Annotated in this window: 24 protein-coding genes, 1 tRNA gene and 1 pseudogene; 24 read left to right on the forward strand and 2 right to left on the reverse strand. The window is 69.4% G+C overall.

Going from position 1 to position 24,118, the window contains the following annotated elements:
- The first annotated feature begins 12 nt into the window (after positions 1–12).
- The 11 genes from ACETK8_RS10405 (at position 13) to ACETK8_RS10455 (ending at position 13,139) form a co-directional block, all read left to right on the forward strand.
- Positions 13–89, forward strand: a tRNA-Pro gene (locus tag ACETK8_RS10405).
- 306 nt (positions 90–395) lie between these two features.
- A complete protein-coding gene (radC, locus tag ACETK8_RS10410; RefSeq protein WP_152950460.1) occupies positions 396–1,073 on the forward strand; it encodes a RadC family protein in 678 nt (225 codons plus the stop codon).
- Positions 1,073–2,002: a toprim domain-containing protein gene (locus tag ACETK8_RS10415; protein ID WP_183217205.1), complete on the forward strand. Its 930-nt coding sequence runs from the start codon at positions 1,073–1,075 to the stop codon at positions 2,000–2,002. Before radC ends, ACETK8_RS10415 begins: the two co-directional genes overlap by 1 nt.
- Before the next feature lie 25 nt (positions 2,003–2,027).
- Positions 2,028–4,100: a ParB/RepB/Spo0J family partition protein gene (locus ACETK8_RS10420; protein WP_183217207.1), complete on the forward strand. Its 2,073-nt coding sequence runs from the start codon at positions 2,028–2,030 to the stop codon at positions 4,098–4,100.
- Between the two features lie 156 nt (positions 4,101–4,256).
- Positions 4,257–8,543 carry a bifunctional class I SAM-dependent methyltransferase/DEAD/DEAH box helicase gene (locus ACETK8_RS10425; protein ID WP_289648495.1) on the forward strand — a complete coding sequence of 1,429 codons (4,287 nt, stop codon included), beginning with the start codon at positions 4,257–4,259 and terminating at the stop codon, positions 8,541–8,543.
- 118 nt (positions 8,544–8,661) lie between these two features.
- Positions 8,662–9,015, forward strand: a complete 354-nt coding sequence (locus tag ACETK8_RS10430; protein ID WP_183217211.1) for a single-stranded DNA-binding protein — start codon at positions 8,662–8,664, stop codon at positions 9,013–9,015.
- 33 nt (positions 9,016–9,048) lie between these two features.
- Positions 9,049–9,462, forward strand: coding sequence for a single-stranded DNA-binding protein (locus ACETK8_RS10435; RefSeq protein WP_183217213.1), 414 nt, complete (start codon positions 9,049–9,051; stop codon positions 9,460–9,462).
- A gap of 137 nt (positions 9,463–9,599) precedes the next feature.
- Complete coding sequence (locus ACETK8_RS10440) at positions 9,600–10,055, forward strand: GcrA family cell cycle regulator (protein WP_183217215.1); 456 nt, start codon at positions 9,600–9,602, stop codon at positions 10,053–10,055.
- A 344-nt stretch (positions 10,056–10,399) separates the two neighbouring features.
- Positions 10,400–11,338: a DUF2493 domain-containing protein gene (locus tag ACETK8_RS10445; RefSeq protein ID WP_183217218.1), complete on the forward strand. Its 939-nt coding sequence runs from the start codon at positions 10,400–10,402 to the stop codon at positions 11,336–11,338.
- Between the two features lie 66 nt (positions 11,339–11,404).
- On the forward strand, positions 11,405–11,584 hold the full coding sequence (locus ACETK8_RS10450) for a hypothetical protein (RefSeq protein WP_183217220.1): 180 nt from the start codon (positions 11,405–11,407) through the stop codon (positions 11,582–11,584).
- Positions 11,585–11,897: 313 nt separating this feature from the next.
- Positions 11,898–13,139 carry a DUF3363 domain-containing protein gene (locus ACETK8_RS10455; protein ID WP_183217222.1) on the forward strand — a complete coding sequence of 414 codons (1,242 nt, stop codon included), beginning with the start codon at positions 11,898–11,900 and terminating at the stop codon, positions 13,137–13,139.
- A gap of 47 nt (positions 13,140–13,186) precedes the next feature.
- Here the strand turns inward: ACETK8_RS10455 and ACETK8_RS10460 are convergent, their stop codons facing one another.
- Together ACETK8_RS10460 and ACETK8_RS10465 are read right to left on the reverse strand one after the other, a co-directional pair.
- Entirely contained in the window at positions 13,187–13,390 is a 204-nt protein-coding gene (locus tag ACETK8_RS10460) for a helix-turn-helix domain-containing protein (RefSeq protein WP_183217224.1), read from the reverse strand.
- A 103-nt stretch (positions 13,391–13,493) separates the two neighbouring features.
- Entirely contained in the window at positions 13,494–13,700 is a 207-nt protein-coding gene (locus ACETK8_RS10465) for a helix-turn-helix domain-containing protein (RefSeq protein WP_183217226.1), read from the reverse strand.
- Between the two features lie 181 nt (positions 13,701–13,881).
- Between ACETK8_RS10465 and ACETK8_RS10470 the strand changes: the two are divergent.
- The 13 genes and pseudogenes from ACETK8_RS10470 to ACETK8_RS10530 all read left to right on the forward strand — a co-directional run.
- Positions 13,882–13,989, forward strand: a pseudogene (locus tag ACETK8_RS10470) (RNA polymerase sigma factor); the annotation flags it as partial.
- A gap of 90 nt (positions 13,990–14,079) precedes the next feature.
- Positions 14,080–14,466, forward strand: a complete 387-nt coding sequence (locus tag ACETK8_RS10475; RefSeq protein ID WP_374039391.1) for an ATPase, T2SS/T4P/T4SS family — start codon at positions 14,080–14,082, stop codon at positions 14,464–14,466.
- A gap of 271 nt (positions 14,467–14,737) precedes the next feature.
- Entirely contained in the window at positions 14,738–15,058 is a 321-nt protein-coding gene (locus ACETK8_RS10480) for a TrbC/VirB2 family protein (protein ID WP_183217400.1), read from the forward strand.
- Positions 15,058–15,336, forward strand: coding sequence for a VirB3 family type IV secretion system protein (locus ACETK8_RS10485; RefSeq protein WP_183217398.1), 279 nt, complete (start codon positions 15,058–15,060; stop codon positions 15,334–15,336). The genes ACETK8_RS10480 and ACETK8_RS10485 overlap by 1 nt, the downstream gene beginning before the upstream one ends.
- 7 nt (positions 15,337–15,343) lie before the next feature.
- Complete coding sequence (trbE, locus tag ACETK8_RS10490; protein ID WP_289648513.1) at positions 15,344–17,767, forward strand: conjugal transfer protein TrbE; 2,424 nt, start codon at positions 15,344–15,346, stop codon at positions 17,765–17,767.
- Complete coding sequence (locus ACETK8_RS10495) at positions 17,718–18,455, forward strand: conjugal transfer protein TrbJ (protein ID WP_289648515.1); 738 nt, start codon at positions 17,718–17,720, stop codon at positions 18,453–18,455. Before trbE ends, ACETK8_RS10495 begins: the two co-directional genes overlap by 50 nt.
- Positions 18,456–18,460: 5 nt before the next feature.
- Entirely contained in the window at positions 18,461–19,879 is a 1,419-nt protein-coding gene (gene trbL, locus ACETK8_RS10500) for a P-type conjugative transfer protein TrbL (RefSeq protein WP_374035970.1), read from the forward strand.
- Between the two features lie 31 nt (positions 19,880–19,910).
- Positions 19,911–20,564 (forward strand): conjugal transfer protein TrbF, encoded by a 654-nt coding sequence (gene trbF, locus ACETK8_RS10505; protein ID WP_260171213.1) that lies wholly within the window; start codon positions 19,911–19,913, stop codon positions 20,562–20,564.
- Positions 20,543–21,547, forward strand: coding sequence for a TrbG/VirB9 family P-type conjugative transfer protein (locus ACETK8_RS10510; protein WP_289648127.1), 1,005 nt, complete (start codon positions 20,543–20,545; stop codon positions 21,545–21,547). Before trbF ends, ACETK8_RS10510 begins: the two co-directional genes overlap by 22 nt.
- A gap of 116 nt (positions 21,548–21,663) precedes the next feature.
- Positions 21,664–22,719 (forward strand): TrbI/VirB10 family protein, encoded by a 1,056-nt coding sequence (locus ACETK8_RS10515; protein WP_374035971.1) that lies wholly within the window; start codon positions 21,664–21,666, stop codon positions 22,717–22,719.
- Positions 22,716–23,225: a S26 family signal peptidase gene (locus ACETK8_RS10520; protein ID WP_183217386.1), complete on the forward strand. Its 510-nt coding sequence runs from the start codon at positions 22,716–22,718 to the stop codon at positions 23,223–23,225. Before ACETK8_RS10515 ends, ACETK8_RS10520 begins: the two co-directional genes overlap by 4 nt.
- Positions 23,219–23,833, forward strand: a complete 615-nt coding sequence (locus ACETK8_RS10525) for a lytic transglycosylase domain-containing protein (protein ID WP_183217384.1) — start codon at positions 23,219–23,221, stop codon at positions 23,831–23,833. Before ACETK8_RS10520 ends, ACETK8_RS10525 begins: the two co-directional genes overlap by 7 nt.
- Positions 23,833–24,114: a hypothetical protein gene (locus ACETK8_RS10530; RefSeq protein WP_183217438.1), complete on the forward strand. Its 282-nt coding sequence runs from the start codon at positions 23,833–23,835 to the stop codon at positions 24,112–24,114. The genes ACETK8_RS10525 and ACETK8_RS10530 overlap by 1 nt, the downstream gene beginning before the upstream one ends.
- The last annotated feature ends 4 nt before the right edge of the window (positions 24,115–24,118 follow it).

Here is a 24,118-nt window from a genome sequence, read left to right on the forward strand (position 1 = left end):
GGACCGGCCTCTCGGAGCGTGGCGCAGCCTGGTAGCGCACTTGACTGGGGGTCAAGGGGTCGCAGGTTCGAATCCTGTCGCTCCGACCATTTAATCTTCTGAATTTTATGGTCTTTTTCAGGGGTCGCCTTCGGGCGGCCCCTTCGAAAATCGGCTTGGGGCACATATGGGGCACAGGCTGATTCGCGGTCACCGCGTTGCGGGACAGTTCATTCTGTCTCCCTGATTTCGACCGACGCATCGTTAGAATCGTGCTTGTGGCGACCTGGAGGTCGATTAGCGGCGGCTAATCCTGACCAGAACGCCGCGCGGCTACTCGAACGACGCGCTTCTTGGAGGGAAAGGAAGGGAGGCGGCGCGCGCTCCATGCGGAGCGGCAAACGGAGTGCGCCGCCATGATATCCCACGCCCAGACACGACCCGAAGCGGACGACTGGCCCGATTCAGCCATCGGCCAATGCGCCCGGCTCGACGACAAAGCCCTCTTGGCCGTCATGCTGGCGCGCAGACAGATGTCGTCGCACTCGCATGGTGTTTCCAGCCAATTGTTTCGGCGCTTCGGGAGCCTGGCCGCCATCGCGGCCGCCGATGATGCTGAACTGGCGCGGGTGGAGGGCGTCGATGCGATCGTAGTGGCGGACCTGAAACTGCTTCGGCTGCTCTGCGAACGCCTTGCCCGCTCCGAGGCCGAAAGCCGTCCCGTGGTGTCATCATGGTCGGCCTTGCTGGCTTACGTTCGGGTCTCTCTTGTCGAAGAGCCCCGCGAACAGTTTCGAGCCCTGTTTCTGGACAAAAGAAATCAGCTTCTACGCGAGGAACTTGTGGGGTTCGGAACCGTGGATCATGCGCCCGTTTACCCGCGCGAAGTAGTGCGCCGCGCTCTCGAGCTCTCTGCATCGGCGATCATTCTGGTGCACAATCATCCCTCCGGCGATCCCCAGCCGTCTCGAGCTGACATCGAGATGACGCGCAAGGTCGTCGAAGCCGCCCGCGTTTTCGACATTCAGGTGCATGACCATCTCATCGTCGGCCGCGACGGCACGGCCAGCTTCCGGTCCCTGGGACTGTTCTGATGAGCCTGCGCGCCATCGTTTCCGCCCTGGGCGGAGATCTTTACCAGAACGGCGCCCGCGCCAACGTGCCGGCGCCGGGCCACAGCGCTGCTGACCGGTCGATCTCGCTGGTCCTGAGCGACGGTCGCGTGGTTGCCCATGGGTTCGGCGCGGCGGACTGGCGGGCGGCCCTGGACGATCTCACACAGCGGGGCCTCATCGACGAACAGCGGCGCCCGCGCGGCGGCGGCTGCGCTGCATCTGTCCCCCATATCGACCTCAGACGGCGCATCGAGGCCGCGGAGTGTCTTTGGGAAGGCGGTCAGGCAGCGACTCCCGCGGGCAGGGCGGCCCTGCATTTGCGGCTCAGGGGCGTGCCCTGGCGTGATGATCTCACGGACCTTCGCGATCATCCTTCGGCTCCCCTCGCCGTGTACGCGATGGGACGACGGACGCGAGGCGCCATGCTCGCGAAGATCAGCGACGTCACGGGCGCGTTGACTGGCGTCGAGATCACCTACCTCGATCCCAACGGCTGCCAGGCGGTCGGAATCGCGGCGCCGCGCAAAACCATTGGCGCGGTCCCCGCCGGATCCGCCGTGCGGCTCATGGCGGCCAGCTCCCGGATGGTGGTGGGGGAGGGGGTGATCACCACCCTTTCAGCCATCCGACGCTTCGGACGACCTGGATGGGCGCTGCTATCCGCCGGCAATCTGTCGAGGTGGTCGCCGCCGCCGGGCGTGCGGGACGTCCTGATCGCGGCGGACAACGGAGTTGCGGGCGAACGGGCCGCGATCCGCCTGCGGGCCCGGCTCCTGAGCCTGGAACTCGACGCCATGATCGCCCGGCCGCCCAGCACCTTCGGGGACTGGAACGAAGCGGACCAGGCCAGCGCAAAAGCATTGGAGGCGGAGGAAGGGCGGGGCGGGGCGCCGGACCGGCGGGGATAGGCCCCGCCCCGGTTGGAGATCCCCCATGCGCCGTTCCCCTTCCACCGCACTCGCCCTCGTCCCCACTCCCGTCCAGGCCGCCGCCGCGCGCGACCGAAGAACCGTCGCCTTGCGGAACACCGATATCGCGCCCGAGAACCTTCGCTACAAAGAGCCGCCGGACGAGGACATTCCTCTGCTCGCCGAGACCCTGATCGCGGCGGGTCAGCTTCAGGCGCTGACCGTTCGCCCGGGGCGTGGCAAGAAGGAACAGCCTCATATGGCTCTGGACGGACGGCGCCGGATCCTGGCCTTCCGACACCTGCTCGATCAGGGCCGGATCGACGAGGACTTCCCGGTCGACATCGTCGTCGAGACCGACCCCAAGCGTCAGGCGGCGGCCGTGCTGCTGACGAATACCGCCGTGCCCGTCCATGTCGCGGACGTCATCGCCGCGATCGGACGGATGCTGAAGGGCAAACTCGGCGTTCCGGTCATCGCCAAGGCGCTCGGCTACGCCGAACTCGACGTCAAGCGTCTGGCAGCTCTCTCGGCCTTGCCGCAGATTGCCTTGGAAGCTTTGAAGATGGGTCGATTGAACCTGCGTCAGGCCAAGCTGCTGGCCCGGCTTCCCGACAAGGCGGAACAGGCCGACCTCGCCCGGATGGCGCTGGACGGCCATGGCTTCCAGGACTGGCGGGTGACCGAGAAGCTCGACGAGGGCCGGGTCACCGCACGCGACCCGCGCTGCGCCCTCGTCGGTCCCGAGCGGTACGCGGCGGCTGGCGGTCGAACGGAGACCGACCTGTTCGGTGAAATGGCCCCCGTCCTGCTCGATCCGGCGATCCTCACGGAGGTTTGGACGACGCGGGCCCGCGAAATCGCCAGGGCGTTCGAGGCCGAGGGCCTGACCGTTCACGTCACGGCCGGCCCTCGGCCGGACCTGCCCGACGACCTAGAGACGCTCGGCTACGTTTACGGCGGCATGCTGCCGGGCGCCGCCATGGCCCTCTACCGGGACGCACGCGACGCCTTCAACGCCGCGGCGGAAACCCTCTGCACGCTTTTGGCGGAGACCCCCGAGACGGAGGCCGTCGACGCCGCGATCGACGCCATGATCCGCGCCCGGCTGGTGATGGACCAGGCGGGTTGGCAAGGCCGCGTGGCGACCGTGCTCGTCCTGAGTCCCTCGAGCCGGACCGGTATCGAGGTCCAGTGCTACACGCCCGTGGAGCCGGAGGTCGAAGGTCAGGTCGAGGACGCCGAGGTGGTCCCGGCCGGGGCGCCGCCCCAGCCCGCCTACCGTCCGCCGGAGGTCGATGCGCCCGAGCCCGAAACGGAGGGTGTCAATCACGCCCTGCACGCGGTGCGCACCGATGTGGCGACACGCGGCCTGATACGCGCCCTCGCCGACGACCCGGGAACGGCCTTCACCGCCCTGATCGCCCGACTGTTCAACCAGGTCGCCGTCCGCTGCCCCGTCGTCCGGTCGGAATCGGCCCTGGCGGTGACCGCAGCCGGGTTCAATCCCACCGGAGGACGCATGATCGAGGCGCTTGACGGCGAGGTGCGCCAGAGACTCGGGGATCGTCGGGCCGCCTGGGAGGCCTCCGGCCAGACCGTCATCGCCTGGGTCGATGGTCTCGCCCACGGCGACAAGATGGCCCTGCTGGCTGAGCTGACGGCCTTGACCCTCGACCTCCGGGAGGACCGGACAAGCCTGATCCGGCGGGCCGCACGGGCCGAGGCCGCCGAACTGGCGGAACTCTGCGGGGCTGACATCGCCCTGCATTGGACGCCAGACGCCGAATTCCTGAAGTCGCATTCCAAGCCGCTGCTTTTAAGCATGCTGGAGCAAATGGGTGACGCCGATATCCGCGCCGCCTGCTTCAGGAAAATGGACCTCGTTCCCTGGGTCGAGGAGAAGGCGGCGGAGAAGGGCTGGGCGCCTGCGAGCCTGTCCTGGACGGCTCCGCCCGAGCCGGAAGTCTCCGAGGCGATGGAAGCCGAAAGTTCCGGTGAGGGTGCGGACTCGCCAACTCCGTCCGGGCAGGACGACGGCGCCGGCGCCTTCGAGGTGACGCCCGCGGGCCGCGCGGCGCTGACAGACGCGGCCTAGCGCGGCGGTCGTTGAGAAAGCCCGCTCCGGCTCCTCGCCGGGGCGGGCTTTCCGCGTGAGGTCTCGCTCGGCGAAAGGCGGAGGAAGGGCGGTCGAGGACGCGCCTGGAGGACCGGAGGGATGAGCCCGCCGCTCCGCGCGATCGGACCTCTCATCATGTCGGCATCTCCACGCTCCTTCACTCCGTCCTCAACCTCCCTGTCCCTGTTCGACGCGCCCTCAGCCGGCGACCGGGCCGCGAACGTCCTCGCCGTCGCCCGCGCCCTGTCCACGCATCTCGCGCGCTCGCGACCCCTGGACCGCAAGCTGGTCTCCAACGTCATGACCACCGGCTTCGGCGGCTCGGACGCGGAGGGCGTCTGGTCCTGGCGCGACGCCTATGAGGCGATCGAGGCGGCGACGGTGTTGCAGCTACGCCGGCTCGCGCCGCAGGTGGGCCGGCTCGAGGACGCCCCCGCCGAGATCGCCGCCCTGCTGGCGAGCGTGAGCGGCCTGGGTCTGACCCACAGCCGCCGCAGTGAGGAGCAGGTCGCGCTGGACCAGTTCTCCACCCCGCCGGAGCTGGCCGCGCTCGCCGTTCTTTCTGCTCAGGTCCGGCCGGGCGACCGGGTGCTGGAGCCGTCGACCGGCACCGGTCTGATCGCCGTCGTCGCGGAGGCCTGCGGCGGCGAACTGACCCTCAATGAGATCGGCGCCGGCCGGGCCGATCTACTCGACGGCCTTTTCCCGAGGGCGACGCGATCCCGTCACGACGGCCGCCACGTTCAGGATGTTCTGCCTAACGCCGGTCGCTTCGATGTCGCGGTCTGCAATCCGCCCTTCTCCGAGCTTGAAGCTCATCTGGTCGCCGCCTTCTCCGCCCTCGCCGACGGCGGACGCATGGCGGCCATCGTGCCGTTGACCGCCCTGGGCGATGACGCCCTGCTGGCGCGGCTGGGGTCGAAAGGCCGGATCCGCGCCCGGATCGCCTTTCCGTCACGCGCCTTCGCCAGACATGGCACGACCGTCGATACCGGCCTCCTCGTCGTCGACAGGACGGAGCCGGACGGACCCCCGCCGCCGCTGACGGGCGGCGAGGACCTCGCCGCTTGCGCCGCGCTGGCGGCCGCCGTGACGGGGCGCGCGGGCGTCAAACCGCGCGCCCGGCTGGAGGTGGCGGCGAGCGCCTTCCTGACCAGCCGCAACCGCTCGCTGGCGTTGCCGTCCGGCCGGCTGGGATTTCTGACCGGGGCGGCGCCGGTCGCCTACCAGTGTCGGCCCTGGGCGGGCGAGGGCCGGGATGTCGGTCTCTATCAGGCCCATCAGCTGGCCCGGATCGGTCTGCCGGAGGCCCGGCCGCATCCTTCGCCACTGGTGGAATCCGGGCCGATGGCGTCCGTCTCCCCGCCGGCTCCGACCTATCGGCCGGTCCTGCCGCCCGCTGTGCGGGACGAGGGACGGATCTCCGACGCCCAGACCGAAACCGTGATCTACGCCGGCGAGGCCCATGCCGGGAACTTGCCGGCCTGGTGGCGGCCGGGCGAGGTCGCGCACCAACTCTCCCTGTCGGACGAGGACGTCGAGGGCGGTTTTCAACTGCGCCGAGGTTTCTTCCTTGGCGACGGGACCGGTTGCGGCAAGGGCCGGGAGATCGCCGCCGTCATCGCCGACAACATGGCCCAGGGACGGGTCAAGGCGTTGTGGCTGTCCAAGAACGACGCCCTGCTGGAGGACGCGCGTCGTGACTGGGGCGCGATCGGCGGCGGCGCCCATGACATCCTGCCCCTGAGCAGCTGGAAGCTCGGCGAAGGCATCCGGCTGGACCGGGGCATCCTGTTCACCACCTACGCGACCTTGCGCCAGCCGGCCCGAGGCGAGAAGGCTTCGCGACTGGATCAGATCGTCGCCTGGCTGGGCGAGGACTTCGACGGCGTCATCGCCTTCGACGAGGCCCACGCCATGGCCAACGCGGCCGGCGGCGGAAAGGGCGCGCGGGGAGCCAGGAAGGCCTCCCTTCAGGGGATGGCGGGTCTGGCCCTGCAGAACCGCTTGCCGAAGGCGCGCGTGCTCTATGTCTCGGCGACCGGCGCCACGACGGCGGAGAATCTCGCCTACGCCTCGCGGCTCGGGCTGTGGGGCGGACCGGAGGCGCCGTTCGTCACCCGCGATGACTTCCTCGATGCCATGGACAAGGGCGGAGTCGCCGCCATGGAGCTTGTGGCGCGCGAGCTCAAGGCGCTCGGCCTCTATGTCGCGCGGTCCCTGTCGTTCGAGGGCGTCGAGTATGAGCCGCTCTTCCACGCCCTGACCGAGGACGACATCCGCATCTGGGACGCCTGGGCCGACGCCTTCCAGCTGATCCACGCCAACCTGGCCGAGGCGCTCAAGGCGACAGGCGTCAACGATGCGGAGGGCAAGGCGAAGAGCGGTCTCGCGGCGTCCGCGGTCCATTCTGCCTTCGAGGGCGCCAAGCTCCGCTTCTTCGGCCATCTGCTGGCCGGGCTGAAGGCGCCGACCCTGGCCGCCTCGATCCGCACCGATCTGGCCGAAGGGCGTTCCGCCGTGGTCCAGATCGTCTCAACCAACGAGGCGGTGATGGAGCGCCGGCTCGCGTCCATCCCGCCGGAGGAGTGGAACAACCTCTCCATCGACCTGACCCCGCGCGAATATGTCCTCGACTATCTGCGCGAGGCCTTCCCGGTGAATCTGATGGAGGCCATCGAGGGCGAGGACGGCGCCGTCACCCTGGTCCCGGTCATGATCGACGGTCGACCGGCCGCCAGCCAGGAGGCGCTGCGGCGGCGCGAAGACCTGATTGAGCGGATGGCCCTGCTGCCCGCTGTCCCCGGCGTCCTGGACGCCCTGCTGGAGACCTTCGGCACGGACGCGGTGGCCGAGATCACCGGCCGATCGCGCCGAGTGGTCCTGCGCGATGGTCGGCGGCTGGTCGAGCGGCGCGGCGCCTCGGCGGCGCGGTCGGAGACCGACGCCTTCATGTCCGGCCGCAAGCGCATCCTGATCTTCTCGGACGCGGGCGGCACCGGACGCAGCTATCACGCCGACCTGTCGTCGCCAAACAAGCAGAGGCGCAGCCATTATCTGGTCGAGCCCGGCTGGCGCGCGGATACGGCCATACAGGGACTCGGGCGCAGCCACAGGACCCATCAGGCCTGCCCGCCGCTGTTCCGGCCCGTGACCACCGACATCCACGGCGAGAAGCGCTTCACCTCGACCATCGCGCGCCGGCTGGACTCCCTGGGCGCGCTGACGCGCGGAGAGCGCCGTACGGCGGGCGCGGGCCTTTTCCGCGCCGAGGACAATCTCGAGAGCCCCTGGGCGCGACGCGCCTTGCTGGTCTTCTACGGCGCGCTCGGCTTCGGCGAACTGTCGTCCGTGAGCCTGGAGGATTTCGAGACCAGGACCGGCCTCAGACTGCGCGACGCCGACGGGGCCCTCAAGCCCTCGGACGACCTGCCGCCGATCCACACCTTCCTGAATCGATTGCTGGCCCTGCGCATCGCCGATCAGAACGCCCTGTTCGCGGACTACGACCGCATTCTCGGCGGGATCCTCGAACGCGCCGCCGCGTCCGGCGAGCTGGACCGGGGCCTCGAAGACATCGAGGCGGAGGAGCTGGAGGTGATCGAGGCCGAGACCATCCGGACCGATGTCTCGACCGGCGCGGAAACGGCGCTGGTGACCTTCTCGCTCAAGGTCCGGCGCGAAATCGTCACCTCGCAGGCCGCCTTGGAAGGCGCGCGCGATGCTGCGTTTCGCCTGGTGGTCAACGAGCGATCGGGACGCGCCGCCCTCGCCGAGCTGGGCCTGACGACGACGACCGATGACGACCGGCTCGTGTCGGCCGTGCGCCTGTTGCGTCCGGACCAGCGCCAGGTGATGCCGGAAAAGGCGTTCGAGGAGTCGGCCTGGACGGAGACGGACGAGGGCGGCTGGCGCGCGATCTGGGACGAGGAGGTCGCGCGGACGGATCCCTGGCGGACGCGCCAGCTGACCCTGGCCACGGGCCTGCTGTTGCCGATCTGGGGACGGTTGCCGGCCAAGGGGTGTTCGGTGCGCCGCGTGCGCGCCCCGGACGGACGGCGCTGGCTCGGCCGGGTTCTCGACCCGGTCCAGGCCGCCAGTCTGAAGACCGCGCTCGGCCTGACCGAGGTCGGCGATGCCTGGGCCGACGGCGCGCAAACCGCCGCCATGGTGCTCGACCGCAATGTCCAGCTCGCCCTTTCGGGCGGGTTCTGGCTGAAGCGTTCCAGGGTGATGGACAGGTGGCGGCTGGAGATCGTCGGCGGGCGAGCGGACCGCGACGCCCTGGTGGCCCTCGGGTGTTTCGTCGAGATCATCGCCTATGCGCCGCGGGTCTTCGCGCCGGTCGACCGTCCGGACGTGGTGGAGGCGGTGCTGCGCCGACACCCGGTGCAGTCGGTCCTCGATGGCGTGGCGGCCTGAACGGGCGCGGACGGGCGAAGGCCCGTCCGCCAGGAAGGATCGGAGGAAGGGAGGTCTCGGGTGAGGCGGGATCGGGGAGATCGGCTCCCCGTCAGCCTCGGATTTCAAGGAGACTGACATGCAGACCATGGTGTTCACGGGTCGCCTCGCGGCCGCCCCCCAGATCAGCGAGGACTTCGGCAAGGCGGTTTTTCGCCTGCTCGAGCAGCGCGGAACCGACAACGCCGGCAAGCCCCGGCTGGTCGGCGTCAACTGCGTCAGCTGGTCCAAGGGGCTGAACGAGAAGGTCATCGCCCGGGGGCTCGCCCAGGGCTGCGAAGCCGTTGTCGTCGGCGCCTTCATCGACACCGCCTACGCCGCCAAGGACGGCCAGGAGCGCACCGCCAAGGAGCTGGTGGTGAACCGCCTGACCGTCCTCGACTGGGCCGAGGACCGCCACAGCGACGCGGCCGACGACCGCGCCGCCGCCTGATCCACATAACTCGAAATCCTAGGAGACTGAACCATGCAGACCCTGACCATCGAAGGCTATCTGGCCGCCGACCCCTCGATTCTGTCGGCCCAGGGCTCGGGCAAGAAGCGCGCGAGCTTTCGCGTCCTGGAGACCACCCGCTTTCGCCGCGCCAACGGCGAGCCGGGCGAGCGCACGACCGGCTTCAACTGCATCTGCTTCAACGAGGGCACGGCCGAGAACTACATCGAGCCCTATGCGAAGAAGGGCAGCCGGGTCGTCATCCAGGGCCACGTCGAGAACGACACCTGGACCGGCAAGGACGGGGTCGAACATTACGACCTGCGCCTGATTGTCGGCGACATCCGGCTGAAGAACCGGAGGGAGCGGGCGAACGCGCCGTCCGGCGTGGCCGAGGGCGCCGATGCCGCCGGCGGTTACGACCTGAACGACGACATCCCGTTCTGACCGCACGGAGGACGGACAGAAGCGATCAAGGCCCGGGGCGCTTCGCGCTTCGGGCCTTTTCGCGTCGAGCCGCGCCGGAGGGTGGAGGAAGGGCGGAAAAGGGCGGGCCGATGGGGCTCGTTGAGGAGGATCCGCCCATGACCGTCTGGACCGAAGATCGCATTAAGCGCCTCAGGAGCCTCTGGCGCGAGGGCCGCACCGCCGAGTCTATCTCGCGCGATCTGGGCGCCGGCATCAGCCGCAGCGCCGTGCTCGGCAAGGTGCGTCGCCTGGGGCTCTCCGCGCTGCGGCCGGAGCCAGCCGCGGGCGAGAACCGTCCCCGCCCGGCCGCCTCAGAGAGAACCCGGCCGCCGGCCGGTGCTCGCTCGGAGGTCCGTCATGCGTCGACCGTTTCGCCGACCGTGGGACGCCGCACCGTCCTGACTGTCCGACGAAGAGAATGCCGCTGGCCGCTCGGCGATCCCCTAAAGCCTAGCTTCAGCCTCTGCGGCTGTCCCGTCAGCCGCGGCGCCTTCTGCAGCGATCACGCGGCCATCGCCTATCGCGGCGCGCCTCAGACGTTCGAGCAGCTGGCCCGCCTGGCCGGCGTGTGACGATCCCGGTCGCGGCGACCGGCTTCAAGGCGCTGAACGGCCGCCGCGTCGACGGGTTGGCGCGGCCGACCCGGTCGGCCGCGGGCGAAGGACGGCGCCGCGTCCTCGTCCGTATCGGCGCGACGGCGCCGAGTTGTGTCCTCGCCCAAGAGGGCGAGGACTTGCCCCCACACAACGCCCTCCGATTTTGTCACGCCACCCCAGAAGTCAACGGCTGCGCCGTTCCCCTCCGCGGCCCGCGAAGGGCGGTCCGCTCCGGTGACTGCCGGGGACCCCGCCGTGGCCAAAACCGGGGTCGTTGCGCTTGGGGCGCTCGACATTTCTTCATCTCAAGGAATGAGCCCATGACCCTGCACAGCACCGCCTCCTTCGCCTCGTCGAAGTCCGACTCCGCCTTCGACGACCTGTCCACCTCGCTCGGCGATCCACGCCCGCACCCGACCGAGGACGCCCTGGTCCAGCTCGGGCGCGCGCTCATGACCGAGCTGGTGGACGTGATCTCCGACACCGCGCTGGAGGACTATCAGACCATACTCGGCGAAGCCCTCATCGGCGCCTTCCATTCGGCGGCCGGACGGATCGAGCGCGACGCCGATCGCGCCCGCGACACGATGCGCTCGCTGGAGCGGGACTTCGACGGATCGGAGGCGGCAGATGTCGAACTCCAGGAGGCGACGGCGGCGGCCCGGGCCGGGGATGCGGCGACGCAGGCCGCCGAGCTTATCCGGGACGCGGCCTCGGACACCTGGACGATCGCGACCGGCGAGGTCTGGACGGCGTGGCGCGGCAGCCGGCGGGGCTCCTTTCTGACCGCCGCCCAGCTGGAAGCCAAACAGGCGATCCGGGCGGTCCGCAACCGCCGGGCCGGCGAGCAGGATCCCGGTGGTCCGATCATCGCCTTCAGGGGAGCGCCGACGGCCAATACCCGGGAGGACGCGGGCCGGATCTTCGACGCGCTCAACTGGGCCAAGAAGGAGTGGCCGGACATGGCCCTGGCGACGACCGGGGCGAAGGGGTCCGAGAAGCTGGCGATCAGATGGGCGCAGCAGAAGGGCGTGAAGCTCATCCTCGCCCGCGCGGATTTCGATGCGCACGGCAAGGCCGCTCCCTTCCGGGCGAACGACGAGCTGATCGCCCTCGAACCGGAAGTCTGCCTGACCCTGGTTCATTCGGTGGACCGGGCGCGGGGGGAGCAGCGGCCGTTCGGACCGGCGCTCAACCTCGGCCAGAAGGCGACGGAGAACGGGATGCGGCATGTGCCCATCAAGGCGCGCGCAGCCTGATCGTTCGAGACTGAGATCAACGACCCGCTCGGCTTCGGCCGGGCGGGTTCTTTTCTGGAGATTGTGATGACCCCCGATTTCGAAAACGACCTTGACGGACAGGACGATCCTGAATGGGAGGCTGAGCAACGAGAGCTGGCTGGGATGCTGTCCGCTGCGGACCTCTGGTTCGACGACTGCATCCGCAGATCGGATCCCTGCGACCCTGCCTTCTGGGACGACGAACCGGACGACCCTGACGCCTGACCCACAGACCCGCTCGGCTTCGGCCGGGCGGGTTCTTGTTTGTCACCCGGTTCGCGACTGCCCCCTTTCGAGCCTCGTATGCTTTGCGGCCGTTTCTCAGCCGTCGTTGTTGCTGAGGTTTGCGGAGTTTTGCGCAGGTGTGACGACCATGTCTGAAAATCCGTCCAAAGCGGCTTAGGGCAAGATAAAAGAGGATGTCGGGCGGTTCTCGTTTCCTGTATTTCTTCAGTGTCTTATCGGAAGAGTTTTCGACCCTGGATGACTTGGAATGACTTGTCAGGCGGATTGGTCCTGACGGATCGGAGTGACCTTCATGCTCGTTGGCGAGGCCATTCAGAACCGTCTCTCCTCAGGCGCCGGAGAGAGTTGCCCCGGCCTGGATGTCCGGCTTCCTTCGCGTCTGAAGCTCGAGCGGGATCCGGTCCGCATGGGGATGATGAAACGGCTGGCCAGCTCCCGGATGTTCGCGCTCGGCGACCGGTCCGGCGTTCTCCGCGCGGCGCAAAACCGGTCCGGCCGCCCCTTCCGCCTCGACATCCGTCAGCGGGTGGTCGTCAAGGCCCTGGTCTGCCGCCATACGGGCAAGGGCGCGGCGCGGGCGGTCAAACTGGCCGCTCACTTCGCCTATCTGGGTCGAGCCGGAGCCGGCGTCGAAGGGGCGAGGCCGGGGTTCTTCGACCGTGACGGAGAGGCTGCGGATCCGGGCGCCGCGCTCCGCACCTGGAGCGAGGACCGCCATCATTTCCGGTTCATCATCTCCCCCGAGCATGGCGATAGGATCGACGATCTGGAGGGCTACGTCCGGGACGTCATGCGCCGGGTGTCGGCCGATCTCGGCGAGCCGGACCTGACCTGGCTCGCCACCTGCCACCACGACACCGATCAACCGCACGCCCATGTCCTGATGCGGGGGAACCGGGCGGACGGCCGCGACCTGGTCATTCCCCGCGACTATATGGGCTACGGCTTTCGGGCGCGTGCGCAGGAGGTCGCCCAGGAGCGGCTCGGCGATCTGTCACGGGTCGACGCCGAAAGGCGCATCTGGAAAGAGACGACGGCGAACCGGTTCACGGCGTTTGACCGCAGACTTCTGTCGTCTGCGGATGCGAACGGGCTGGTCGATGACGGCGTCGGCGGCGCCGCTGCCTGGGCCGCCCTGACGCGGGGCCGGCTTCGTCATCTGGAAGGTCTCGGGTTGGCGACGCGGCAGCGCCGGCGCTACCGTCTCGATGGTGATTTGGAAGTCAGGCTTCGGACGCTTCAGGCCCGCCGGGACATTATCCGCACCCTGAACCAGAGGCGGCTTGAAGGCGGCCGGGAGGTCAGGCCTCTGGGTCGGGAGCCGGTGAAGGGCATGGTGGTCAAGTCGGGATTTCACGACGAAGCGGGCGCGGCGCCTTTCGTGATTGTACGTGATCGAGGCGGGGTCGAGCACTATGGGCGGCTCAGGGCGGGAGCCGAGCGGTTGGAGACCGGCAAGACCATCACCTTGGCGCCGACGGGAAATGGTCTGGCTCAGGTGATCCGAGGGCGGGGTGCTGATCTGGGGCTATGAAACTGGCGATCCACCAGGACGCATTTTCTTCTCGCGCGGGGGGGCGGCTATTCGAGCAAGCGAGCGGGTGCCACTTCTAACGCGACGGCTAAGCGCCCCAGAGCGCGCACAGAAGGGTTGCGCGTACCGCGCTCAAGATCGCTGAGATAAGTTCGCTTCATTCCGGCACGAAAGGCGAGTTCTTCTTGGGAGAAGCCTGCTTGCTCCCTCAATGCCCGTACATTTTTTCCAAAGCGAACGACAACGTCCATCCGCCCTTCTGGCCAGCCCAGCGCGCTGAACGCCGCCCACCAATCGTGTCAATTTTGTCCTGCGTGGCAAAAATCCTCAGGTTGGCCCACCCGGGCGTTCGGCTCAATCTTGCAGCAGTTCGGCCGGGTGAACGCCCAGGGCGACGGCCAGACGCCCGAGTGCGCGAACCGTAGGATTTCTTTTGCCCCGCTCTAAATCGCTGACATAGCTGCGTTTCATCTCCGCGCGGAACGCGAGTTCCTCCTGCGAAAGTTTGGCCTCTTTGCGCAGGGTTTTAACGCGCCTTCCAAGATGCCTAACAACGTCCATCCCGTCAGTTGGCGCGTATCGCTACCTTCACGCTGTCCCCTAGCCGTGTCATTTTCGGCTAGCGGTTGATTTGTTCTGCGAGAGGGAAGGCGGTGCCGTTGTGTCCGATCAGGTCAATGATCTGCGTGACGACCGTGGAGACGTGAACGAGTTCTACAAGCGGTATTCCGCTTGGCTCAGAATGCGCGTGACTAGGCAGTGTGGCCGTCAGGATGCAGATGACATCCTTCAGGAAACCTGGCTTCGACTAACCCGCTATCTCGGCGAACACGAAGTTCGGCATCCTCGCGCGCTCTTGTTGCGCATAGCTCACAACCTCGTCTCAAACCAGTCCGCGACACGGAGTCGGAGGACGCAGCAAGGAGAGCAGGCGACCTGTTTGACGGCGCAGCCCGCCGTCCTACCCAGCCAAAACGAAGATCTGCTCATGAAGGAGCTTATCCTCTGCTTGCCAGAGCCGCTCCGTGACCGGATCGTCGTGGGCGAGATGCGGGACGGCGCGGCCGCATTGGAAACCCTGAAGAGCTGGAACACGGGTCATCCCGGCGGCCTGTCCACCTTGCACGCCAACTCCGCCGAGGATGCGCTGCGCCGCATCGAGGACCTCGCGATGGAGGTCGTCGCCACGCCGCCGAGGCGGACGATCGGTCAGGCGGTCGATCTGATCGCCCATATCAGCCGGATCCGGGAGGGGCGCCGTCTCGACGCTGTCCTCGCCGTCAATGGCGTCTCGGGCGACGATTATGACATCGAGATCATCGGCTGATCCGACGCGAAAAATAGGCCGAAAGCCGGCGGCGGCTGTTTCCGTCTATGGATCAGGGGTTTGGGTGATCCAGAGGTGAGTTGAACTGATGTGTGGCGGTAAGGTTTGGCTGACGTTGTTCAAGTCGGTCTGCAAGTTGTTGTAAGTCGTGTGTAAGTCATCCGTAAGTCATAGATTCTAAGCGTATTTTTACTGTTGACAGCCTGTGCATGGATTTGCTTGCAATGAGTCGCGGCGCGCTGAAACGCGCTGAACACAAGGGAAGCAAACCATGCGACGGAGACTTGGGCGCCGCCTGTTCGGCGCGATGACGACCTGCGGCCTGATGCTGGCCGGACCGGCCCTGGCCGGCGGTTCGGGAATGCCCTGGGAAGGGCCGTTGCAGCAGGTGGTGCAGTCGATCACCGGGCCCGTGGTCCAGGCCGCCGCCGTGGTGGCGGTGGTGATCTTCGGCGCCGGGATCGCGATGAGCGAAAACGGATCGTCGATGCGGCGGGGCCTGGGCATCATGTTCGGCCTGTCGATCGCCTTCGCGGCCTCGACCTTCTTCCTCGACTTCTTCGGCTTCGCCGGCGGGGCGGAGCTCGGATGATGGCCGAAGCTCGTCCCACAGGCGCGCCCGAAGGCTGGGATCTGCCCGTGGCCCAGGCCCTGACCGAGCCCGTGCTGATGGCCGGCATGCCGCGCGACTACGCGATCGCCATGGGGACCATCGCCCTCGTTCTCGGCCTGGCGCTGAGGATCTGGTGGCTCGGCCTGGCGTGGTGGGCGGCGGCCCATGCGATCGGGCTGTGGGCCGCCCGGTCCGATCGCCGCTTCTTCGACGTCCTGCGCCGCCATCTGGCGACGCCGGGACACCTGGACGGCTGAGGGCGCCATGCGGTTCCTCGACGAACATCGCCGACGTCCGGCCGCCCTGGCGGATCATCTGCCCTGGGCCGCGCTGGTCGCCCCGGGCGTGGTCCTCAACAAGGACGGGTCGTTCCTGACCGGATTCCGCTTCAGGGGGCCGGACCTGGAGTCCTCCACCGAAGACGAACTGATGGCCGTCCGAGCCCGGCTGAACAACGCCCTGCGGCGGCTCGGGTCGGGCTGGTGCCTGCACGTCGAGGCGCGCCGCCGGGTGGCCGCGCCCTATCCCGAGAGCGACTTCGACATCGATGTCGCCTGGCTCCTCGACGCGGAGCGCCGCAGCCGGTTCGAGAGCGCCGACCCGGCTTTCGAAACCGACTTCCGGCTTGCGCTGACCTGGCTGCCGCCGGCCGACGAAGCCCGGCGCCTGGAGCGCTGGCTGTTCGATGGCCTGCAGAAGGCCGGTCAGGACTGGCGCCAGGCCCTCGCCGCCTTCGGGCGGGAGGTGGACACGACCCTGGACCTGCTCGCCGACGGCCTGCCCGAGATCGCGCGGCTGGACGACGCGGACCTCCTGACCTGGCTGCACGGCTGCGTGTCCCCGAGACCCTTTCCGGTGCGGCCGCCGGAATCCCCGATGTTCCTGGACGGCTGGCTGGCGGATGCCGGCCTGACCGGCGGCGTCGCGCCGCGTCTGGGCGACCTCTGGCTCAAGGTGGTCTCGGTGCGAGGCCTGCCGTCGGTGACCCGGCCCGGGCTCCTGGATGCGCTTGGCGCCCTGCCGTTCGACTATCGCTGGACGGCGCGCTGGCTGGGGCTCGACAAGCCCGACGCCGAGCGGGAGATCGTCAAGCTGCGCAAGCGCTGGTTCGCCAAGCGCAAGGGCGTCGGCGTCCTGCTGCGCGAGGCCATCACCAAGGAGGAGGTGCCCCTTCTCGACACGGACGCCGCCTCCAAGACCGAGGAATGCGACGGCGCCCTAGCGGCGCTGGGCGCCGAGGCCTGCGCCTTCGGCTATCTGACCCTGACGGTTTCGGTCCTCGACGGGTCGGAGGAGGGGGCCATGGCCAAGGCCCGGGCCATCGAGGCGGCCCTCAACGCCCAGGGTCTGGTCGCCCGGATCGAAGACCTCAATGCGGTCGAGGCCTGGCTCGGCTCCATGCCCGGCGAACCTTACGCCGATGTGCGGCGGCCCCTGCTGTCGACGCTGAACCTGGCCGACCTGTTGCCGGTGTCCGCCGTCTGGGCGGGTCCGCCGTGGGACGCCTGCCTCGAAGGACCTCCCCTGGCGACCGCCCGGACGACCGGCTCGACACCGTTCCGGCTGGCTCTCCATGTCGGGGACGTGGGTCATGCCATGGTCGTGGGGCCGACGGGCTCCGGCAAGAGCGCGCTTCTGTCCTTCCTGGCGCTCCAGTGGTTCCGGTATCCCGAGGCCCGGGTGGTCTTCTTCGACAAGGGCCGCTCCGCCCGGGCGGCGACGCTCGCGGCGGGCGGACGGTGGCGGTCGCTAGAGCCGGGGTCGGGACTGTCCCTGCAACCCCTGGCCCGGATCGAGCGTGACGACGAGCGCGCCTGGGCGTCGGAATGGATCGCCGAAACGGTGCGCCTCGCCGGCCTGGATCCCACGCCCCGGATCCGGGAAGAAATCTGGATGGCGCTGACCGCCCTGGCGGAGGCGCCGGTCGGGCAGCGGACGCTGACGGTGTTCTGCGCCCTTGTGCAGGACAGGGCGGTGGCGGCCGCCCTGGGCCCGCTGACCCTGAACGGCCCCCACGGCGCCCTTCTGGACGGCCACGGGGCGGCGCTGCGGTCGAGCCGTTTCGACACCTTCGAACTCGAGACCCTCATGGCCACGCCGTCCGCCGTGGCGCCTGTGCTCTCGGCGCTGTTTCATGAGCTGGAGCAGGGTTTCGACGGACGGCCGACGCTTCTCGTCCTGGACGAGGCCTGGCTGTTCCTGGGCGAGACGGCCTTCGCGGCCAAGATCCGGGAATGGCTCAAGACGCTGCGGAAGAAGCGGGTCGCCGTGGTGTTCGCCACCCAGAGCCTCGATGACGTCGCGTCGTCCTCGATCGCCTCCAGCCTCATCGAAAGCTGTCCGACGCAGGTCTTCCTGCCCAATCCACGCGCCATGGAGCCGTCCTCGGCGGACCTCTACCGGGGCTTCGGCCTGAACCGGCGCCAGCTCGAGCTGATCGCCTTCGCGACGCCCAAGCGCGCCTACTACTGGCGCCAGCCGCGCGGGCGGCGGCTGTTCGATCTGCGCCTCACCGGCGTGGCCCTGGCGCTGTGCGGGGCGGGTTCGCCCGAAGACCAGACCCTCATCGACGACGTCCTCGCCCGATCCGGCGAGACCGCCTTCGCGCGTGAATTCCTCAAAGCCAAGGGAGTGCAGAATGTGGATTCCGTTTTCGACGCCTTCGCCCGACCGCTCGCGGCGGAGTAGGGCGGTCCTGCCCGCACTCGCGGCCGTCGCCCTGGCGACGGCCGCACCCGCCGCGGCGCAGCAGGTCGTGTTCGATCCTCGCAATCATCTGGAGAACGCCCTTCAGGCCGCCCGGCAGCTGGAAAGCCTCGCCAACGAGGCGCGCAGCCTGGCGGCGTCGCCCTACAGCCATCTCACGGGAAGCCATCAGTCTTTGCGCGACATGGCCGAGCTGGCGCGCACCGTGCGCGGGGTGGCGTCCTCGGTCAGCGGCCTGGAGCGGCAGTTCGAGAGCCTCTATCCCGACGACCTGACCGGGACGGACGCCCTGCGCCTGCTGGAGCAGAGCGAGGCCCGCACGGTCAACGCCCGCCGGACAGCCGAAGATCTCGCCCGCACCGCCGCCGAACTCGAGCGGCTCGGGGCGGGGCGGACAGGCCGCATCGCCGGCGCCCTGGGCGCCAGTCAGGCCGCCCAGGGCCAGACCGCCGCCGTGCAGTCCACCAACCAGTTGCTGGCGGTCCTGGCCGAGGATCTCGCGGCCTTGCGCACCATCATGCTGGCGCAGTCCCGCCTCATGGCCGAGGCGACGGCGCGCGACGCCGCGGACCGGGCCTCCGGCGACGAGGCGCGCCGCCGCCGCTGGGGCGCGACCGGATCGACGCCTACGGCGCCGGCCTTCGATCCGTTCTCGCGCGCCAGGGACTGACTGTCGTGGGCACGGTCAGCATGGAGACGCCGAATGAGCTGATGGTGGTGTTCTCCAACACCGTCTCGGCCGGCTTCGACGCCCTTCAGGGCGCGGTCAACGGCGTCTTCGGCCTGCTGATCGTCCTGGTGGTGGCGCTGACCGGCATTCAGTGGGCGCTGTCCTCCAACCGGGAGGTTCTGGCGGCGGGTTTCGGCAAGGTCCTGCTGATCGGCGCCTTCGCGTGGCTGATCAACGACTGGCAGCAACTGTCCGAGACGATTTACGCCGGTTTCCTCGAACTCGGCCTCACGGCGGGCGGCGGCTCCCTGTCCAGCGCGGAGTTCCTGAACCCCGGCGCCGTGCTGCAGCAGGGTTGGGAGATCGTCAAAGCCCTGGGCGAGACCCCGGCGCCGGTCGACAACCCGCTCGACGTGGTCGGCAACCTGACCGACGCCCTGATCCTGGGCGTGGCGATGATCGGCATCATGCTGGCCTTCGCCGTGCTGGCGCTGCAGATCATCGTCTCCCTGCTGGAGTTCAAGATCGTCACCCTGGGCGGGTTCGTCCTGCTTCCGTTCGGCATCTGGAACAAGACCGCCTTCCTGGCCGAACGGCCGCTCGGCTACGTCGTCTCGTCCGGTCTCAAGGTCCTCGCCCTGGCCATCGTGGTGTCTGGCGCGCGGACGATCTTCGATCAGCTTCAGCCCTCGGCCAACCCCGACATCTACCAAGCCCTGACCATTCTGGTGGCCGCGCTGCTGCTGGCCATGCTGGCGATCTTCATCCCTAACCTGGCCTCCGCCCTGGTGACGGGCGGGCCGGCGCTGGGCGCCGGCGCGGCGGTGACGGGCGGTCTCGCCGTCGGCGGCGCGGGGGCGCTGGCCGGGGCGGCCGTCGCCGGCGTCGGGGCGATGGCTGCGGGCGGCGCGTCCCGCCTGGGGGGGGCGGCCAAGGCCGCGGCGGGCGCTGGAAGCGGCCGGCCTCCCGCTTCGCCTGCGCCGCCGACGCCGGGACCCGGCCGAGGACCACACCCGCCGACGCCGTCCAACGACAATCCTTCGCCACGAGCCGGTGGAGCCTCCTCACGATCGATCCCGCAAGGCGCCCCGCCCGCCGGGGTCGCCGAGCCCGCCCTGGCGTGGGATCCCGAGGTTGTGAGCGGCGCGGGGGACGGTCCATCGGCTCTGTCGGGCGCGACGTCGGCGAAAGGGGCCTGGGATCCCCGCGGCGGACGGCCCGCCGCGACGATCGCGCGGGAGACCGAGGCGGCCCGCGCCGGGTTCCAGCGCGCCATGGCCGGGCAGGGCGCCCGCGCCGGTCGGCCGCCGGCGCGCGCGGCGGCGCTGCAGGCCTTCTTCATCGCCAACGCCGGACGCGGACTGCTGCCGTCCAGCGAGACCAGCGGCGTCCTGTCGCCGAACCTGAAGACCGAGGAGACCTGACATGCATCCGTTCTTCCGACCCAAGAGGGCAATGGCCGCGGCTCCGGACTCCACGCCCTATCAGCGGGCGGGCCAGCTCTGGGACGACCGCATGGGCCTGTCTCTGGCGCACGCCCGGAACTGGCGGCGGATGGCGCTGGCCAACCTCGGGCTGGCCGCCTTCCTGGGGGTCGGCTGGTGGGTTCAGGCCGAGCGCGCCGTGGTCAAGCCGTTCGTGGTCGAGGTCTCGGATTGGGGCGAAACCCAGAGGATCACCGCCATCGGCGGACGCTATGAACCCACAGAGGCCCAGATCGGCCACGCCCTGGCGACCTTCATCCGCGAAGTCCGCTCCAAGTCGATCGATCCGATCGTCATCCGCCAGAACTGGCTGCGGGCCTACGACCTGCTGAGCCCGCGGGCGGCCGCCTTTCTGAACGCCTGGGCTCAGTCGCACGACCCCTTCGCCGAGGTCGGCCGCGAAGCCGTCAACGTCGAAATCCTCAACGTTGTCAAACGGTCGGAGCGAACCTTTGACCTGCAGTGGCGGGAGACGCGCTTCGTCAACGGCCAGCAGGCCGGAACGGAGCGGTGGCGCGCTCTGATCACGACCGGGGTTCAGCCGCCGAGGACGGAGGCGGAACTGATGCGCAACCCCCTGGGCCTGAAAATCGAGGATATCTCATGGACTCCCGACGCTTCCTGATCCTGGCGGGCGCCGGCCTGCTCCTGTCCGGCTGCGCCGTCTTCCGGGGCGAGACGCCCGCCGTCAGCCTGATCGACGCAACCACGCCTGCGGCGTCCGTTGCGCCGGAGCCGACCGACAGGGCGGCCGAGCCCGCGCCGCCGCCGCCCCTGAGTCCGACCGCCCGACCCTATCTGGCGGTCGTCGACGAGAACGCCGGCGTCCCGAATCCTTCCCCGGCCGCGACCGGCCGCGAGGCGATCGCGGCCGCCAACAACGCGGCGGCCGCGCCGTCGCGGTCCGATGCCTTCCAGGGCGGCATGCAGGTCTTCGTCTGGTCGCCGGGCCGGGTCTTCGAAGTCTGGACGGCGCCCTTGCGGGTCACGACCCTGACGCTCGGCGAGGGCGAGACCCTGACCGCCAAGGCGGCGGGCGACACCGTGCGTTGGCAGATCGGCGAAGCCGTGTCCGGGGAAGGAGCGCAGCGCCGGGTCCATGTCATGCTCAAGCCGCTCGAACGCAGTCTGGAGACCAACCTGGTCCTGACCACCAACCAGCGGGTCTATCTGATCGACCTGAAGAGCGGCGGTCCCGACGCCTTCAACACGGCGGTGGCCTGGGACACGCCGACGCCGGCCTTCGCGCCGTCGGACGCAGGCGCCCTTCGCGCGGAAACGCGCGTTCCCGATCCCGTCGTCATGCCCGAGGGGCCGCTGGACGCCCGCTATCGGGTGGAGCCGCAGGGCCGCCGGCCGCGCTGGACCCCCAACGCCGTATTCAACGACGGGCGGCGCACCTTCATCGCCTTCGAGCCTGATCTCCAGGTCGACGAGGCTCCCGCTCTGTTCGTCATCGCCGCCGACGGCGAGCCCCAGCTGACCAACTACCGCCAGGTCGGCGGCCTGTACGTGGTCGACCGGGTCTTTGACCGCGCCGAGCTGCGGCTCGGCGACCGACGGCCGCAGATCGTCCGAATCCGCCGTCTGGAAGGAACGCGGCCATGACCGAACACCTGCATTCTGAACCGTCGGCTTCCGGAGAGGCCGCCAGACGCCGTGGGACATCGGCGCCCAAGGAGGCCGCGCCAGGTCTGTCTGTCCGCGCGCCGCGGCCATCCGCCGTGAGGCTGAGGAAGTCCGTCGTCCAGACCATGGTGATCGGGGGCGCCGTTCTGGTCTCGGGGTCGCTCGCCTGGGCCTTCGTGGTGCAGCCGGAATTGCGGGAGAACGCCCGCGACCGCGCCGCCGAGGCGCGCGTGGATGATGTCCGGGGCGCGGTCCGCCCGGCCGAGGCGGTGACCGATCAGCCGGCCACCTATGATCGCCTGCCCGAACCGCGCGTCGGCGGCGAGCCGCCCAATCCGAAGCCGGCGGCGGACTCACTTGCCTCGCCGGCGGAGCCGCCCGTCTATCGCCCGGCCCAGCCGATCGCGCCGCGCGGCCCGCGCCCCGTCGACCTGGCGGCGCGTTCCGGCCTGTTCTTCGCCGCGGAGGATGGCGGCGTCGCCTCGGCGGACGCCGCCCCATCGTCCCGGGGCGACTCCCAGGATCCGGGTCGCGCGGCCGACTACGGCGCGACCTACAACGGCCATGTCCTGACCGCGCCTCTGTCTCCCTACGAACTGAAGGCCGGGGCGGTGATACCCGCGGCCCTGCTCACGGCCGTGGACACGGCTCGCGCCGGGCCGGTCGTCGCGAGCGTGACCCAGAACATCTACGACTCTGTCAGCGGGAGGCATCTGGTCATTCCCCAGGGGACCCGCCTGATCGGTCGACACGATGGCGAGAGCGCCTACGGCGATCGCCGCGCCTTCCTGACCTGGGAACGGCTGATCCTGCCGAACGGCAAGAGCCTCGTCCTCGCCGGCGAGCCCGGGGTCGACGCCCAGGGCGCCGTCGGAGTGCGGGGATCGGTCGACCGACGCCTGTTCCCGCTCCTGGTCGGAACCCTGTTCGCCGGGGCGATCACTACCCTGGGCCAGATCGCCCGCGACGACGACGGCTCCGGCGGCCTGCTGGGCGACGCCGGCGACGCGGCGTCGATCGAAGGGGCCCGCGTCGGCGGACGCCTGATCGACCGGGAACTGGAGGTCCGGCCTTCGATCCGTCTGCGCGCCGGCGCGCCGGTGCGCGTGATGGTCACGCGCGACCTGATCCTGGAGCCGTATCGCCCATGAGATCGCCGCCGACCCTTCGCCGCTGGATCGGGCCGGGCGTCGCGCTTATCGCCTTGGGAGGCCTGGCGCTCGCAGCCCGGCAGGGTCCCGCCCTGGCCCTGATCAACGAGAGCCCGAGTCTTCCGCGAGGCCTCTACGCCCGCAGCCTCGGCGGTGGGATCGAGCGAGGGGCCATTGTGGCCGTACCTCAGCCGGAACAAGGTCGGGCCTACCTCGCCAGTCTGAGCATGCCCGAAGAGGTCGTCCTGATCAAACGGGTTGGCGCGGTCGGCGGCGACGCGGTCTGCGCGCGAGACGGGCGCGTGCGGACCCCCGTCGGTGACTACGCCGTATTCGCCCGGGACCGGCGGGGCGCGCCGCTTCCCAACTGGTCGGGATGCCGCCGGCTCGCGCCCAGTGAACTGTTTCTGCTCGGTGACACGGCCGGGAGTTTCGACAGCCGCTACTTCGGGCCGGTGGATCGGACCGTGGTGAGCGGCGTCTATCGGGAGGTTCTGACATGGTGAGACACACGATCGCGGCGTTCGTCGCCGGCGCCGCCTGTCTTTTGACGGGGAGCGGATCGGCCGCGGCGCAGGCGGTGGATTGGCGCGCGGCGGGCGGCGACCTCTTCGGCCGCGCGCCTGCGCAAGCCGATCCCGCCCCTGTCGACGGCGAAATCGGTTTGCCTCGGCTCATGCCGCTGGATCAACCGTTTCAGGAGGCTATCGCGCGTGCGGCCGCCGCGCATGGTCTGGACGAGAAGCTGTTGCACGCCCTGGTTCTGACGGAGTCGGGCTACCGGCCCGATGCGGTCTCGCCGGTCGGCGCCGGCGGGCTGACCCAGCTCATGCCCGCGACGGCCGTCGAGCTGGGCGTGAGGAATCGGTTCGATCCCGCCGAAAACCTGCGGGGCGGCGCCGACTATCTCGCGCGGCAGATCCTCCGCTTTGGAGACCTCCGGCTCGCCCTGGCGGCCTACAATGCGGGGCCGTCGCGGGTCGCTCGCCTGGGCCGGATTCCGGATATCACCGAAACCCGCCAGTACGTATCGCTGGTCATCGACTGTTATCTGGCCCTGACCGCGGGGCAGGGGCCGCGAAACGCGCGCCAATGCCGGCCGGAGGGACGATGATGACGGAGCCCGACGTCCTAGCCGCGTTCGAAGGCCCCGCTCCGCAGGCCGATCTGCTGACCCGGAACGAGGCCTCGGTCTATCTCGCCGAACTCGGCATACGGCTGAAGCCGGCGAGCCTGGCGAGGATGTGGTCGACCGGATCCGGCGGCCCGCCGTGCCGGCATATCAGATCCAAACCCTTCTATCCGAGAGACCTGCTGCGCGACTGGGCGCAACGGCAGATCACCGCCGTGCGGACGGGCGCGCCGGCGGCGGCGCAGGCGCGTCGTCGTGGATAGGGGA

This window comes from Brevundimonas staleyi (assembly GCF_041893865.1).
In the GTDB taxonomy this organism is placed as follows: domain Bacteria; phylum Pseudomonadota; class Alphaproteobacteria; order Caulobacterales; family Caulobacteraceae; genus Brevundimonas; species Brevundimonas staleyi.